11 protein-coding genes are annotated in these 15,166 nt (G+C 69.0%); 2 read left to right on the top strand and 9 right to left on the bottom strand.

Going from position 1 to position 15,166, the window contains the following annotated elements:
- Positions 1 to 349 precede the first annotated feature (349 nt).
- From ACY34I_RS33005 to ACY34I_RS32975, 7 genes are all read right to left on the bottom strand, one after another.
- Complete coding sequence (locus ACY34I_RS33005) at positions 350 to 3,301, bottom strand: amidohydrolase family protein (RefSeq protein ID WP_462759093.1); 2,952 nt, start codon at positions 3,299 to 3,301, stop codon at positions 350 to 352.
- Between the two features lie 475 nt (positions 3,302 to 3,776).
- On the bottom strand, positions 3,777 to 5,513 hold the full coding sequence (locus ACY34I_RS33000) for a DJ-1/PfpI family protein (protein WP_462759092.1): 1,737 nt from the start codon (positions 5,511 to 5,513) through the stop codon (positions 3,777 to 3,779).
- Positions 5,514 to 5,602: 89 nt separating this feature from the next.
- A complete protein-coding gene (locus ACY34I_RS32995; RefSeq protein WP_462759091.1) occupies positions 5,603 to 6,220 on the bottom strand; it encodes a dihydrofolate reductase family protein in 618 nt (205 codons plus the stop codon).
- 278 nt (positions 6,221 to 6,498) lie between these two features.
- Positions 6,499 to 6,879 (bottom strand): VOC family protein, encoded by a 381-nt coding sequence (locus tag ACY34I_RS32990; protein ID WP_462759090.1) that lies wholly within the window; start codon positions 6,877 to 6,879, stop codon positions 6,499 to 6,501.
- A 4-nt stretch (positions 6,880 to 6,883) separates the two neighbouring features.
- On the bottom strand, positions 6,884 to 7,282 hold the full coding sequence (locus tag ACY34I_RS32985; protein WP_462759089.1) for a nuclear transport factor 2 family protein: 399 nt from the start codon (positions 7,280 to 7,282) through the stop codon (positions 6,884 to 6,886).
- A 28-nt stretch (positions 7,283 to 7,310) separates the two neighbouring features.
- Positions 7,311 to 8,018, bottom strand: a complete 708-nt coding sequence (locus ACY34I_RS32980) for a DJ-1/PfpI family protein (RefSeq protein ID WP_462759088.1) — start codon at positions 8,016 to 8,018, stop codon at positions 7,311 to 7,313.
- A gap of 27 nt (positions 8,019 to 8,045) precedes the next feature.
- Positions 8,046 to 8,597: a dihydrofolate reductase family protein gene (locus ACY34I_RS32975; RefSeq protein ID WP_462759087.1), complete on the bottom strand. Its 552-nt coding sequence runs from the start codon at positions 8,595 to 8,597 to the stop codon at positions 8,046 to 8,048.
- 271 nt (positions 8,598 to 8,868) lie between these two features.
- On the opposite strand from ACY34I_RS32975, the gene ACY34I_RS32970 reads away from it, so the two are divergent.
- Entirely contained in the window at positions 8,869 to 9,840 is a 972-nt protein-coding gene (locus ACY34I_RS32970; protein WP_462759086.1) for a GlxA family transcriptional regulator, read from the top strand.
- A 44-nt stretch (positions 9,841 to 9,884) separates the two neighbouring features.
- On the opposite strand, the gene ACY34I_RS32965 is transcribed toward ACY34I_RS32970, so the two are convergent.
- Together ACY34I_RS32965 and ACY34I_RS32960 are read right to left on the bottom strand one after the other, a co-directional pair.
- Positions 9,885 to 11,267 (bottom strand): alkaline phosphatase PhoX, encoded by a 1,383-nt coding sequence (locus ACY34I_RS32965; RefSeq protein ID WP_462759094.1) that lies wholly within the window; start codon positions 11,265 to 11,267, stop codon positions 9,885 to 9,887.
- A gap of 315 nt (positions 11,268 to 11,582) precedes the next feature.
- Entirely contained in the window at positions 11,583 to 12,524 is a 942-nt protein-coding gene (locus tag ACY34I_RS32960; protein ID WP_462759085.1) for an aminoglycoside phosphotransferase family protein, read from the bottom strand.
- Positions 12,525 to 13,208: 684 nt separating this feature from the next.
- Here ACY34I_RS32960 and ACY34I_RS32955 point away from each other — a divergent pair.
- The gene (locus tag ACY34I_RS32955; RefSeq protein WP_462759084.1) at positions 13,209 to 15,164 is read left to right on the top strand and encodes a zinc ribbon domain-containing protein; all 1,956 of its coding nucleotides are present in this window, start codon (positions 13,209 to 13,211) and stop codon (positions 15,162 to 15,164) included.
- The last annotated feature ends 2 nt before the right edge of the window (positions 15,165 to 15,166 follow it).

Here is a 15,166-nt window from a genome sequence, read left to right as displayed (position 1 = left end):
CTTCAGGGCCGGGAGGATGTCAACAGGAATGACTCCCTCAGTGAGTTCTGCATCACGGCGCTTGGCCGGGCAGGAAGGGTCCCGAGGCGACCGGTCGAGCAGGGACCATGCTTTCGGCAGTCAGGCGCCGGGATCGCCGGCCGTTGATCTGATTGCCAACGCATAAGCCACGCTAAATGCTTTCGCGGTAACGCACCGACGTCCGGTATTGCAATTGAGATGAACGGCTCCCACTGGGCGATGAGCGGTTCTCGCCTGCCGACAAGCGGCCGCAGCAGGGTCTTCCGGGATGCGTGACGGAACCGCGCCCCGGGCCGATCCGGGACGCGGTTCCATAAAGCGGCTCGGTCTAGTGGTCGTGGTTGCAGGAGACTCGGGCCCGTTCGAGTTCCTCCGGAGCGTTCCACCAGTACGCGGCCGTGCTGGCGTGTGCGGGTACGCGCTGCTTAACCTTGCCCTTGTGCGCTGATGCCGTCGACGGCGGCTGATTGGTCGTCGTGGAGGTCGGGTAGGGGGCGATCAGGTCTGCGACGGTGTGATGCCGTCCACCCACGACGACCGCGGTGACGTTCGCGGCATTTTCGATCCGAGTCAGCGGGTCGCCGTCGACGATGGCCAGGTCCGCCAGCATGCCCTTGCCGATTCGGCCGATCGGCTGCCCGAGGAAATCACCCGACGTCGACGTTGCGCTGGTCAGGGTCTCCAGCGGCGTGAGCCCGTACTTCACCATGGCCCGCATGTTCATGTGCAGGCTGATGGCCAGGTGATCGATCGGGGCGTCGGTCCCGGCGGTGACGACGCCGCCGCCACGGACCATCTCGACCAGCTGCGCGACTTGGTTGGCAAGGTTCTGCCGGGTGGCGGTCTGGTCCGTCGTCTGCGCAGACGTGACCGACGCCTGCAGCTTCTCCATCCGCCAGTTCGGGTAGAGTCGCCGGACTCGTTCGTCGGTGACGAGAGAGGTGTCCTCCCGGTACAGGGTCGACGACACGAACAGAGTTGGAGTGCGGGCCATCTTCGACGCGTTGAACATGGCGATAACGTCGGAGTACGCCGACCCGACGTTCGTGACGGTCCGGGAGTAGCCGAACCGGTTCGTCGCGCCGACGTGCTCCGTTCCGTCGCCGCCCATGGCGATCGCCGGGTAGTGGTAGTGCGACGTGACCGGCTTGCCCTGCCGGTGCGCCCACTGGATGACCTCCTTGTGCCACACGACCGGTAGCCGCACGTAGCACTTCATCAGGTCGTAGTCGAGCTTGGCCGCCCGTTCCAGCTCGAGCGCCAGTTGGGCGTGGGTGAATGTCGGGCGCATGAAGTTGTAGTAGATGCGAGGGCCGTCCACGGCCTCGCCGGTGGCCAGATAGCGCGGCGCTAGCCGGGCGCCGGACTGCACCGATTCGCGTTCCTCGACCATGTGGTAGGCCGGGGAGCCGGGTGAGCGGGTCGTGGTGATGCCGAGCGCGAGCCACAGCGGCCCCTGCCGCGACCCGTACGCGTAGCCCTGCATCTCGCGGTGGTGGTGGATGTCGATCAGTCCGGGCATGACGAACCGGTCGCTGGCGTCGACGAGGCTGCCGCTGCGGCCCTCGCGGTGCGGTTCCACCGCGACGATCCGCTGGCCCCGCACGATGATGTCGACATCGCGGGCCACTGTCGCGGACGACCCGTCCCACATCCGGCCTGCGTGGATCACGACCTGGTCCGGGCCGGGGTCGTTGCGCCAGCGCAGCTGGACCGGGATCGTCCGGCTGGCCCCGCCGTCGACCCGGACCGTCTTCAGCTGACCGCCCGACAGGTACATAAGCGTGGACGAGCCACCCGCCCAGATGGGTGCGTCGGACAATTCCCTCGTGACCTGGCGTGCCGGCCCGGTCGGGCGTCCGCTCCGGTCGACCGGGAGCACCCAGATCAGCGACTCCATCGCGAATGCGAGCATCGTCCCGTCCGGGGACCAGACCGGCCCGTCGTCACCGCGGGTCTGCAGCGACCGGTGCGGGGCGGGGTCGACGTACCTGCCGGCGCCCGTCGCACGGTCGACCACGAGGATCTTGGACAGGCCCTCCCGGTAGCGGCGCGAGTAGGGGACGACGGCCGCCAGGGCGATCATCCTTCCGTCTGGGGACCACGTGGGCCGGCCCGGCTCGAACGTCGCGCCGAAGACCTGCTGCACGTCTCCGGTGGACAGGTCCAGTACCCACAGAGCGCCATCCTGGTCGAGATAGGCGATCTCCTCACCGCTTGGCGACCACCGCACCGAAAGGGCCGCGGACTCGGTCAGGAAGGTCAGCTGCCGGTCGACCCCGGAGCTCAGGTCCCGGACCCAGATGTTCAGGGTGCCGGTCCGGTCGCTGACGTAGGCCAACTGCTGACCGTCCGGCGAGAAGTCCGGGTCGGCCTTCCACCAGCGGTCCCCGAACAGGGGTACCGGCTTCTCCCCGACCCGCATCAGGTAGATGTCGTTCACGGCGCGGAACGCGACCATGGTCCCGTCCGGGGACACCGCCGGGGAACCGATGCCAATGACAGGAAAGGTGCCGGGTGCGTCGAACACCCGGGTGGCCTTGCGGTAGTTCGCGACCGTGGCTGTCAGCGCTGCGGTGAATCCGACGGTCCCGGCGGTGGCCGAGCCGAGGCGACGCGTGCGGATCTGGCCGGCCGAGGTGTAGTGGTACCGGCCGTCGGCCGTGAACCTGGCCTGGAAAGGGAACACCTCCTCACCGGTGACCAAGGTGCCTGCCGTCGAGGCCAGCTCGTTGCGGCCCGCGTTGAGCAGGTGGTAGGCGATGTCGGTTCCGTTCGGCAGGAACGACGGCTGGTGGAGCACCTGCCCGGCCGGTACGGTGACCGCGGTGGTGCGGGCGCCGGTGGCGACCTCGACGACGTCGATGCGGGTGTCCGCTACGACGAATGCGATGCGAGACCCGTCCGGTGACCAAGCCGGCTCGTACTCCTCGGCCGCAGTCTCGGCCAGGGCCCGGGTGGAGCCGGTGGCGAGGTCGAGCACATGGATGCCGTACGAGCCGCCCTCGTCGGACGAGTAGGCGATGCGACGCCCGTCGGGGCTGTACCTCGGTTCGCGGTGGTCGAACGGGCCCTTCGTCAGTTGGGTGATGCCTGACCCGTCGGGGTGGATCGCCCACAGGTTGAACACTCCATCCCGGTACGACTGGAACACGATCGTGGACCCGTCGGGGGACCAGTCCGGCTGGGCGATGTCGTACAGGTCCGACGTCAGGCGGCGCGCGGTGCCGCCGGAGGCGGAGACGACCCACAGCACGCCAAGCATGTCGAACGCGAGCATGCGCCCGTCCGGGGACGGTGCGACAGCGAAGTCGGTTCCGGTGTCGACGCGGGTGTCGCCGCCCGGATGGGGGCTGCCGGCACGGGCACCCGGCGCAGCCGCTTGAGTGAAAGCCGCTGCCAGTACGGCACCCGCGCCAGCCTTGAGGACGGTTCGGCGGGACGGGGTGAATCGCGAGCCGGTGGGGGCGCCAGCATCTGGCTGGTCCGGCTCCGTGAGGTCATTGGCCGGAAAATCCGCAGTGGGGGGCATGCTGTTCCTCCTTGACCTGCTGCATCGGATACGTCAGGCGGTATCGCGCATCCTTCTCCCCGGCGTCATCACGCGGCCCCCATCTATGCCGTTCGAACTGTGAGCGGCCCACACAATGCGGTGAGTGGTGCAAATTGCGCGATGGAAGGTCCCCTCATTCAGTCGCCCCCACTAACCTGACCGCCCCGTCACCCTGCTTCGCCCAGCCAACACCCACCGTTCGTCACGCGGTGGCCGGAGCGCGATGGGCGTCCTTTTGCACCGGCCGGCGTGCCCAGCGCCGCTGGACGACCACCCCACCGGCGAGCAGGGCTAGGCCGGCCAGCGCCAGGACGACCGGGCGGAGGGTGCGTTCCCAGGGCCAGCCACGGCCAGTGAGCGTGATGTCTCCGGCGGGGTACTCCAGCAGTTTGGCCCGCCACGCCGCCGAGGCGACATCGACGTTGACCGCGATGTCGCGCAGCGGCCCGTCGAAGGCGAAACCGGGTGCCGCGTGCAGATACGTCGGCCGGAGGTCGTGCGTCGTGGGCGCGTCATGCCGGGCGGCGGCCGCTGCGCCGGGCACCAGCAGCCGGTCCAGCTGTGGTGCGTCCGCAAGCATCGCGCGGGGCACGAACGTCAGCCCGTGCCGGGAGTGGACGGTCGGGGTCCCCGGCGACACCGCGAGCGTCCGGGCGGCGTAGACGGCCTCGGTGTAGGTGACGAACACCGAGGCGAGCTCGAGCTCACCGACGCCCTCCGTCAGCAGGACCCCGGCCGTCGGCGCGTCCCAGCGGTACGACAGGTTCAGCGCGGCGATCGCGTCGCCGGCACCGAAGCGCTGCACGGGAATCGGCAGCGGCGTTCCGGGGGAGTAGTGGCGCCAGCCCACGGCCTCTGCCGCGGCGGAGGCCACCGGCGTGCCGGCCAGGCGCTCGATCACCCGCAGCGTGCCGTCGATGCCGGAGAGCACGCCAGCCGTGCTGATCACCTGACCGTCGTCGACGTAGCGGACGCCGCGCTGCCACCGCACCTCAGAGAAGCTCTTCTCCAGGCCGTCCAGGTAGTACCAGTGCGACGTCGCGGTGTGCCCGTCGAGTACCCCGGCCGCCGCGGCGACGCCGCCGCCCCAGCACACGCTGAGCATCAGCGCGCCGCCGTCGGCCTGCCGCCGGAGGAAGTCGAGCACCGCCGGCTCGTCGGTGCGCGGCATGGCAGGCACCACGATCACGTCCGCGGCACGGCCGCCGAGCCGGGTCGCCAGGGACTCGAACGTGACATCGGGCACCAGGTCCAGACCGCCGGTCAGGGTGACCGGCGCCGGGGTCGGGGCGGCGGTGAGAACGTTGAAGCGCCCCGTGACGGCCAGCACCTCGAACGGTCCGAGCGCGTCCGCAACGTTCGCCCCCTCGGCGCCGAGCACCACGACCGCGATCGGCAGCGTCGGGTCGAAGGGACGTGATGCCGGCGCCGGAGCGCCCGGGGAGGGCGCCGGCGCGTACACGCTTCGTGTGTTCACCGTGGCGACCGCCGCGCCGACCGACACCGGGAGTACCGCCAGCGCCAGCACCACCGCGGCGATCCGTACCACGACGCGCGGCAGCCGGTGCCCGCGGTGCGTGTACTCCGACCGCCGCCGCAGCATGACCGCGACCATCGCGATCCCCATCAGCACGTGGCCGCCGGTCATGACGACACTGGCGGAGACGGCGCCGAACCAGTACGGCACGAGCAGCACGATGAACGGCGCGTACATCGCGGTGGTCATCTCGCCGATGCCGGCCCAACCGTGGCCGCGTACGCGCATCCACACCGCCATGCCGATGGCCATGTCGGTGGCCATCGTGAGCGTGTGCACGTCCGGTTGCTCGACCCCGGTCGGCAGCGCCAGCGCCCACAGTGGTCCCAGCGCGAACATGCCGACCAGCATGGCCACGACCATCTCGAGGAGATGGACGCAGAACCGGAAGACGGATTGCATCGTGGTCTCCAAACCGTTGATTGTGAGGGCGCTGCCGTAGCCTGGGCGGGCCGCCGTTCGATGCGCCGGTCCGAAATCCGGCACGAACGTCAACCACCGGTGGCTGGCAAGCGATAGGTCACGTGCGTGACCGCGCTGGCTGCCCGCGACTTCACCTGCTCAAGATTCAGCGGCGGAACGCCATCGAAGAGCCGCGTGCCGCCGCCGAGCGTCAACGGCACAATGTGCAACCGCAGCTCGTCGATCAGGCCGGCGGCGAGGTACTGGTTGATCGTGGTCGCGCCGCCCAGGATCGACACATCGCCGTCCCCGGCCGCCTCGCGGGCCTGGCTCAACGCGGATTCGATTCCGTCGGTGACGAAGTGGAACGTGGTGCCGCCGTCCATGGGCTGCGGGTCGCGCGGGTAGTGGGTGAGCACGAAGACCGGCGCGTGGAACGGCGGGTTGTCGCCCCACCAGCCCTTCCACTCCCGATCCCACTCGCCACGCACGGGGCCAAACATGTTGCGCCCCATGACGAATGCGCTGGACGCCGTCATCTGGTCGACCTCGGCGCGGTTCTCCTCGGGGGTTTCGAAGATCCAGGCGTGCAGCTTGTTGCCCCAGCCATCTCCGCCGTCGTCACCGAACGGGCGCTCCTCGGTCTGGTTGTGCCCGGCCGAGTAACCATCGATCGAGATCGACAGGTCGCAGATTACTTTGCTCATTGCGCTCTCCTCGACGGATACGCTGCCTGGTGGGATCTCTTGCGTTACCGCACCACCCGAAATCCGGGGTGCGTCGCGGCAGAGGTGACTAGCACTCGGGTGTGTTCGAGGGTGATCGCGGAGTCCAGCCTGGCAGACAGGGGAGTGTCGCCACCCAGCAGGACCGGGCCCCACGTGCACGCGGCTCTATCGACCAGTCCGAGCGGTAGCGCCTGCTGCATGACGGTCGCGCCGGGCCGCCGGTGTCGCGGTGGCGCCTGGGCTCGGGGAGGGAAACGTCAGCCTTCGTCGCCGTAGGGACGGGTGATGATTTCCAGGTTGTGGCCGTTCGGATCTTCCCAGTACACGCCGCGACCGCCGTCGTTGGTGTTGATCTGGCCGGCCCGCCGGTGGAAAGGATCAGCCCAGTACGGCAAGCCGCGCTCGCGGATACGGCCGAGGATCGCGTCGAAGTCGGACTCGCCGACGAGGAACGCGTAGTGCTGCGGTCGCACGTCGGGGACGGCCAGGAAGTCCAGCGAGACGTCGTTGTCGAGCTGGACGACCATGAAGTGGCTGAACGGGGTCGGCTCTGGCCGGCCCAGGATCTCGGCCAGAAACGTCGCCGACGCGGCGGCGTCGTGCGCATGCACGATGGTGTGGTTGAGCTGCACGGCCATAGCGTCAGGTTCCTACCGGGGGTCGGAAAGCACCGATCGGGCTGAGCTGAACGCCGGCGAGCTGCCACCGATCGCCCGCGCGGACGGCGATGTGCGTGGCACGGAACTGCCCGTCGGACGGCTGCCCACGGTAGCTGGCCTGCTGAGTGTGACGTCCGATGGCGACGGCCGCGTCGCCGTACGAGCGCACCGCGACCTCGTCCCAGGCCAGCGACGCGGTGATCAGGTCGCCGGTGCGGTACCGGTCCAGCCACTGCTGCTTGTCCAGGACGAAGCCCAGTGGCCCGACCAGCGCGAAGTCGGCGACGGCGAGCGCGTCGAGCGCCTCGACGTCGGCGCGCTGCTCTGCTTCGGCCCAGCGCCGCCCGAGCTCGAGGATCTCGGTGGTGATCGAATCGGTCATGACATCTCCTTCCGCTCTCATGCACGGATTACTTGCCGGTACGCACGAAGTCGATCAGTCGGTTCCAGGCGATCCTCGGCTTGACCAGCGTCTGTTTGAAGTCCGTCCGCTCGTCGAGCAGTTGCTTGGCACGCTTGCGGACCGGTTCGGACGCCTTGCTCGTGTGGCCGGCGTCGAACGGCGGCTGCGGGTCGTATTCGATCGTCAGTTGGATCGCCTCGGCCTGCTCTCGTCCGGCGATTTCGCCGACGAGCCAGAGCCCCAGGTCAATGCCGGCGGACACCCCCGCCGCCGTGACGATTTTGCCGGTTTGCACGATCCGCTCGTCCGGCCGGGGCGTCGCGCCCATCAACCGCAGGGGTCCCATCGCGGCCCAGTGCGTGGTCGCGGGCTGACCCTTGAGGATTCCCGCGGCCGCCAGGATCACCGCGCCGCTGCACACGGAGGCTGTCCACGTCGTGGTCTCGTGCACGGACCGCAGCCAGGCGAGGACCTCCTTGTCCACCATTGTGGTTGGCGTCGTCGTTCCGCCCGGCACCAGCACGATCTCCGGTGCGGGCGTCTCGGCGAGGGTGTGTGTTACGCCGAGCAGCAGGGCACCTCCGTCGGTGAGCAGCGGGCCGGTTTCCGTGCCCACGAAGCGAACATCGGCGTCCGGCATGCGGCTGAGCACCTCGTACGGACCGACCGCGTCGAGTGCGGTGGTGCCGGGGTACAGCAGGATCGCGATTTGCATCTAGGCACGCTCCCTACGGGTCGACCCTCAGCCGACGCGTTCGTAGACGAGAAGGTGAACTCCGTCGCCGAAGGTTCGTTCCGAGGCGAGCCGCAGGCGCTTCGTCTCGCTCGTACCGTCGAACAGACGCTTGCCCGCGCCGACGATGATCGGATACACGAGAAGGTGCAGGGCATCGACCAAGTCGTGCTCGATGAGCGCTTGAGCGAGCTGCGGGCTGCCGTGCACGAGGATGTCCCCGTCATACTGTCCCTTGAGCCGGGTGACCTCTTCGACCAGCTCGCCCTTGAGAACCGTCGTGTTCTTCCACTTCGGGTCATTCAGCGTGGAGGAGACGACGAACTTCGGCATCCCGTTGAATCTGTCGGCGAACTCGCCCTCGTATTGCGGCCAGGATGCCGCGAACAGCTCGTATGTGACGCGTCCGAGCAGTTGGGCGTCTGCGGCCATTGTCTCGTCCACCTTGAACTGTTCGCCCTCTTGGCCGCGGGAGAAGTGATCGGTCCAGCCCGTGCGTGCGAACTGCTCACTGCCGCTGGGTGCCTCCACGACGCCGTCGACGGAGATGTATTCGGTCACTACCAGCCTGCCCATTCGGTGTGGCCCCTTTCAGTAGAACGCGCGGGTGTTGAAAGACGCCACGCGAAGCCGCGCGATCCGTCAGCGAGAGCGTTGATACGGTCGAGCGCATTGCCCGGCCTGCTCTGGCAGGGTGCGCGCTCGATGTAGCTCCACGAGGTGGAACCGTATTCGCCGCGCACCCTGCGGGAACAGGTGCGGCGGCCATCATGTCCGAGATTCTGGAAAACCTGTCCTGCCGGACCGCGTCACGCGCTCCTACGATGACACCATGCACGAGCGGCGTGTGGTCGTCGTCGGCTACGACGGCATCGAGCTGGTGGACGTTGCGAGCGTCACCAGCTGTCTCGCCATGGCCAACCGGCTTGGCGCGACGCCCGCGTACGCCGTGCGGTTCGCCACGCTGTCCGGCGGCGCGGTGCGCTGTGACTCCGGGCTGGAGCTGTCCAGCCAAGTGGCGTTGCAGGACGTGAGCGGCACCCACACCCTCGTCGTCTCCGGCGGTCTTGGGCACGCCGCGGCCGCCGCGGACGGCGGCCTGCTTGCCCAGGTCCAGAGGCTGGCCCGGAGCGCGAGCCGCGTGGCGTCGGTGTGCACAGGTGCGAGCGTGCTAGCCGCGGCCGGGCTGCTCGACGGTCGCCGGGCAACCACGCACTGGCACCATACGGCCGAGTTGGCCGCCGCGTATCCAGCGGTCCGCTTCGACCCTGCGCCGATCTTCGTGCGGGACGATCACGTGTGGACGTCCGGCGGCGTCACCGCGGCGCTCGACCTCACCCTGGCGTTCGTCGAGGCCGACCACGGCGCCGAGTTGGCTCGGTGGGTGGCCATGGGCATGGTCACCTACCTGCAGCGACCGGGCAACCAGGCGCAGATGAGCATGTTCGTGCGTGCCCGGCGCCCCGAGCACGCCGTGGTGCGGCGCGTCCTCGACCACGTCACGGCCAATCCCGACACGGAGCTCTCCACCGCCCGGCTCGCCGCGGTGGCCGGTGTGAGCGAACGGCACCTCACCCGGCTGCTCGTCGCCCACGCCGGGCAGACCCCAGCCCGACTCGTCCGTCAAGTGCGGCTGGAGGCAGCTGCCACCGCCCTGGTCACCACCGACCAGGCCGTCTCGTCGATCGCCAAGGCGACCGGATTCCGCTCCGGCGAAACCCTGCGCCAGGCGTTCAGCGCATGGTTCGGCATCTCGCCGACGCAGTACCGAACGGTCCACCGTCGGCGTACACAGAGCTCCTGACGGAGTGACCTGGGTCTTCCCGTCATCGCGCGGTGGCTGCGGCGTCAGCCCTGGCGGCGGTTCCAGGGCCCGGTGACGGCGTACGTGATGCCCGGGTTGTAGACGTTGAAGAACATGGTCCGGCCGTCGGCGGAGAACGTCGCTCCGGCCAGTTCGCCGTACTCCGGGTGCCCTGCGGTGCCGATGTTGACCCGGTTACGCGCGAAGACGAACACCTCGCCGTCGGCGGTCGTACCAAGGATGTGCTGGTCCCCGATCCCGTCCTCGCACATCATCAGCCCCCCGTACGGCGACATGCAGATATTGTCCGGGGCGTCGAACTCCGGGTTCTCCGGCGCCGGCGTCGGACGGGTGAAGATGGTCTCCAGGCGCAACGTGTGGGCTCGCGGGTCGTACCGCCAGACCTGTCCGTCGTGGTCGCGGGCCGAGCCCAGCTCACGCCGGGCGAACGACGAGACGAAGTAGGCGCAGCCGTCCTTCTCCCCCCACCAGGCGCCCTCGATCTTGTATCCACCGGTGATCGGCTTGGGATAGTCCTGGGCGCGGACCGACTCCGTCGTCGCCAGCGGGTCCGGCACGTCAAGCCACTCGACGCCGGAGAAGGCCGTGCCCGCCTCGGTCACCACCGACAGGTCCGGCAGGTCCGGGACGTGCAGGGCCTGCAGCACGCCGCCTGCCCGCAGGCTTCCGTGGCCGCCGAGCGGCCGGTTCGGCAGGAAGCGGTAGAAGCTGCCCAGCGGCGCCACGAACGCGTCCTCGGTCTCGTAGACGATGCCGGTGCGCGGGTCGACCGCGACCGCCTCGTGCTGGAACCGGCCCATCGCCCTCAGCGGTGTCGGATCGGTGTTGCGAGCATCGTCGTACGGGTCGACCTCGAAGATGAACCCGTGGTCCTTCGTGTACCCGCGGGCCCCCGCCTTGTCTTCGGTCTCCTCACAGGTCAGCCAGGTGTGCCACGGCGTCCGACCGCCGGAACAGTTGATGGCCGTGCCGCCCAGGCTGACGTGCTCAGAGACGGCGCGGCTCGACGCGTCGACGGCGAGCGTGCTGGTCCCGCCCCCGGCGGCCGGGTCGTACGTGCGCTCCGGCGGAGCCGCGACCGTGATCTTCGCGGTCGGGGAGCACTCATGGTTGCGGACCAGGCGAGTGCCGCGCGCCTCGTCGGCGAAGGCGCCCATACCGTCGAACCGGCTCGGCACGATGCCACCGTCCGGCCGGACGGTACCTTCGCGCGACAGCACCGTGTAGCGGAAGCCCACCGGCAGGTCGAGCATGCCGGCCGGGTCAGGCACGAGCGGGCCGTAGCCGACCTCCGGGCCGGACACCCCCAGCGCGGGTGCCTCCGTGAACAGGGCGTCGACCGAACCGACCACGGCCACAGCGAGACCGGCCCCGGCCGAGCGGGACAGGAACTGGCGGCGAGACATAGACACGGATAAGCCTCCTAGACGTCGCGGACGGCTGCGGGCCATCCGGCATCGACCCGAACCGCTCGATCAACTACGTCACATCCCGCCCCATCCGTCAAGATGTCGATCGATTTGATCCCGCCAACTGTGGCAGCCGCATCACCCCCGCCCCACGCCAACGGATATCGATAGCGCGAAACGATGTTCGCCGCATGCCGGACGGACCGGTATGAACCACCCCATGGCCACCGAGCGGCGGCTGTCGGACCTCACTGGCCCCAAACCTCCTTGGCACCTACCCAGGGGAGGGGGCAGAGACTCGTCACGACGTGATCAATGCTGGTACTCCTGCCGCCGGGTGTCCGCCAGGTACTCGGCGAAGATCTCACCGAGGACGCGCAGTGCGATCGCGGCCTGTTCGTCGGCCTTGCCCAAGGTCCGGGCGCAGGCGGTGAGCGTCTTCCAGAGGGCCCAGCCGCGCCCACGCGCCCACGTCGCCCCGTCGACGGACAGTCGCTCTCGGAACGCCTGCCGGCCCTCGGCGGTCAACAATGTCCAGGCGATCGCCAGGTCACAGGCCGGATCGCCGACGCCGCACGTCCCAAAGTCGATGACAGCGGCGAGTTCCCCGTCGTTGAGCAGGAGATTTCCCTGGGCGACGTCACCGTGGAACCAGGTCTGCGTACCGTCCCAGGATGCGTCCAGCGCGTTCTTCCAGATCTCGCCGGCCAGGTCGACGTCGACGTGGCCGTCCAACGCCGTGAGCGCGCACTGGACTTCGCGGCCGTAGGTGCGCAGCGTGCCGCCCCGGAACCAGTTGTGCAGCCCGGGGAGGGGGCCGCCGGTGGGATCGATGCTCTGTAATCCTGACAGGAACTCGGCCAGGTCGATGGCGAATCGGATGGGGTCGGCGATGCGGTCCGCGCTCGCCGGCTCGCCGTCGAGCCAGGAGTAGATCGACCACGAGTACGGGTAGCCCGCGCCGGATTCCCCTTTGGCCAGTGGGACGGGGATGGGCAGCGAGAGTCGGGGGGCGAGTTCCGGCAGCCAGCGGTGCTCCTTGTCGACCGCCAAGGCGTACTCGGCGGCGCTGGGCAAACGCACCGACATCCCGGAGCCGAGGTGGAACGTCCAGTTGTCCCAGCCGCCGTTGGCTACCGGCTGAACCGGGAGGTGGGCCCACTGCGGGAACTGGTCGGCGACGAGCCGACGCACCAGGTCCGCATCGATGGCGATGCGTTGGGGAACGGGACCGAGGTGCGGTGTGTTGCTCACCGAGGCGTCCTCGTCTGATCAGGGCAATTCAGCGTGTCGCCACGAGTCACGCCAGTGACAGTACAGGTCAGCGCAAGGCCATTAAGCGAACGAGCGGCATGCCAGCCACGTGCCAGTAGTCGATGTCCCGAGGGAGCACGAGCGGGCACGAGCTGGTAACTACTTCCCAGCCATCGGCGGGCGTTTCGGGCATCCCCGGGGCGGTGATCTTCGTCCCTCGAAACTGAGGCCCGCAGGGACAGCGGTGTTGGGGAGCGCTGCCTATCCTCTCGGCCATGGTAGTTGTCAAGCCGTGGCAGCTGTTGGTCCTGACGCTCTGTTGCCTCTTGCCGATAGCTGCGGCGGTCGTTGGCGGGGTCTGGGCGGCCCGCCGATCTCGTAGCCGTCGCTGAGCCACGTCCGTCACGGCAGTCGAAGCTGGCGGGCCATCCGCAGGCCACGAGCGGGTGCCACCAGGGGCCAAGTCAGGCCGTCCAGGACCGAATCGACCAGCGGCTACCCGGCAGGACGATCCGATCTTGTCCAATTCCCAGGCTGACCAACTTGATTAGGAATCGTTGGTGATCCTAGGTTAGCCGTGTGGATCGTGGCGTTTCGCTTTTGGGCTGGTTCGGGGGAGATTCCGGTGATGTGGGCCGGTCGTGATCGCGGGTTCTCCTGGATCGATGGCGGGGCGATGAGTCGGTGACCGGAAAGCTGCCGCTGGCTGAGGGTGAGGTCTCCCGTACCGCTTGCGCCCAGGCCGTGCTCCGATCGGGGGTGGACGAGGAGAGCGGTGAGGTCCTGTCGCAGGCCGTGCTTGCGCAACGGGTCGGCTGGTGTGCCGATCTGGTGGCGAGGATGGTGTCCGGCCTGTTGGCGGAGCGGTGGAACTGCGCGGATGTGGAGGTGTTGGCCTCCGGACACGACGCGGGTGGCCGGAAACTTCCGTCGAACGCGTGGATGGCGCTGCGACGCTTGGGCTGGACGGTTACCGCGCCGGTGGGTGTGAGGGTCAATGACCGGATCGTGCGGATGGCGCAGGAGCAGGCGGGGCGGGCACTTCGTTCGGCGTCGTGGCGTGCTGGTCTGACCGCTGGGGTGCTGGCGACGTGGCCGGCCGATCCGGGCCGGCGCACCGCGCAGGAGTGGGAGCAGGTACGCAAGGCGGTTCCGGGCGGGCAGCATCTACCGTCCAGCGTCATCAAGTCCCGTACCCGGCAGGCCGCCAGGTTCCTTGCCGTCAATGGCCGTCTGCCGGTGGACGTGTTCGAACTCGAAGGCGTCCCAAGGGTGGCGCGGATGCTGCTGCTGGCCGCGTGTGACCGGCAGCAGGCCACCATCGAACGCTCCGACACCGACCCCAGGAGGGCACTGCTGCGGTTGCAGCTTCCCACCCGCCCAGATCCGCGATCGTATCGGGATTGGACGTGGGTGGCTTGTCCGATCAGCCTGCCGCCCACGGTTCCCGCCTCGGCGGTGCTGCACCTGCCCACCCTGCGCGTGACCGGCCGGCAGGTGCGCGCCGATGTCGCGTACACGCACGCTGTGCCGAAGGCCCGGCGCACCGGTCACACGGTGGCGCTCGGCGTGGACTGGGGTCTCAACACTCTTCTGAGCGCGGGCGCCCTGCGGCTGCACGAGGGCGGGCGGATCACCGCGTTGGGGGCGGGTGGTCAGTTCCGGGCCGCCGGGGTCCTCGCGAAACAGCACCGCCTCCGGCGGCTGTCCGAGCGGTTGCACGCCAAAGCCGACCACTACCAACGCCTCACCGGCCGTGACGAGCAGCATCACCTCGTCGGCGAACTGGCGGTCTTGCGCGACGAGATTGACCACGTGTCCGACCGCCGCTCCAACCTGAACGCCGCCCTCTCGTGGGCCGCCGCCAGATGGGCCGTGGACCAGGCCATCGCCTCCCGGGCGAGCGTGATCTATGTGGAAGACCTGCGGTCGTTGGAAGCCAAGGGCATGGGCGCCACCCTCAACACCCGGCTGTCCCAGCAGGTCCGCGGGCAGATCGTCGACCGGATGCGGCACCTCGCCGCCGAGGCGGGTATCGCCGTGGTCACCACGCCTGCCCGCAACACCTCGAAGCACTGCCCGCAGTGCCTGACTCCGCTGCGGCACTGTAAGGCCCCCGACCGCCCCACCGCCCCAGGCTGGAAGTGGGCGGTCTGTCCCCACCAGTCCTGCCGGTGGCAGGGCGACCGCGACCAGGGCGCATGGCGGCGGATCGCCGCCCGCGGCCTGGCCCATCAGGCCAAGACCGTCATCGACAAGGCCAGCGGGCACATGGTCATCCGCGCCGTGGTCGACAAGCTTGAAACGTCGGCGGTTATCACGACAAGCCACCGGGGGGACCGGTCGAAGACCGGCCCCACCCGGCGCAAACCATTACGCCCCGCGCCCAGGCGACGCAGGGCACCCTCCCCCACCCGGCCTCACGGCTCGGCGGGTAAGCGTCCGGAGGGACACGCACCAACGGACCGGAGGCTGCCCCGCGCAGCCCACCGACACCAGGGCGTGAACACGATCAGCACACCCACCACCGGCCACCAGCCACGCGGAGCCGCCCTGGGCGCGGGATTCCACTTCCACGCCCACGCGACCCCACCACGGTGGGAAACGATCCCGGAAACCAATCCGACTCAGGATCACTAAGC

This window comes from Micromonospora sp. RTBAU3-60 (assembly GCF_054963695.1).
This window is presented reverse-complemented; position numbering and strand designations above follow the sequence as displayed.

Coding starts and splice junctions, on each gene's coding strand:
- ACY34I_RS32995 (WP_462759091.1), bottom strand. CDS start 6,220: ATGAGCAAAGTAATCTGCGACCTGTCGATCTCGATCGATGGTTACTCG.
- ACY34I_RS32965 (WP_462759094.1), bottom strand. CDS start 11,267: ATGTCTCGCCGCCAGTTCCTGTCCCGCTCGGCCGGGGCCGGTCTCGCT.
- ACY34I_RS32985 (WP_462759089.1), bottom strand. CDS start 7,282: ATGACCGATTCGATCACCACCGAGATCCTCGAGCTCGGGCGGCGCTGG.
- ACY34I_RS33005 (WP_462759093.1), bottom strand. CDS start 3,301: ATGCTCGCGTTCGACATGCTTGGCGTGCTGTGGGTCGTCTCCGCCTCC.
- ACY34I_RS32970 (WP_462759086.1), top strand. CDS start 8,869: ATGCACGAGCGGCGTGTGGTCGTCGTCGGCTACGACGGCATCGAGCTG.
- ACY34I_RS32980 (WP_462759088.1), bottom strand. CDS start 8,018: ATGCAAATCGCGATCCTGCTGTACCCCGGCACCACCGCACTCGACGCG.
- ACY34I_RS33000 (WP_462759092.1), bottom strand. CDS start 5,513: ATGCAATCCGTCTTCCGGTTCTGCGTCCATCTCCTCGAGATGGTCGTG.
- ACY34I_RS32990 (WP_462759090.1), bottom strand. CDS start 6,879: ATGGCCGTGCAGCTCAACCACACCATCGTGCATGCGCACGACGCCGCC.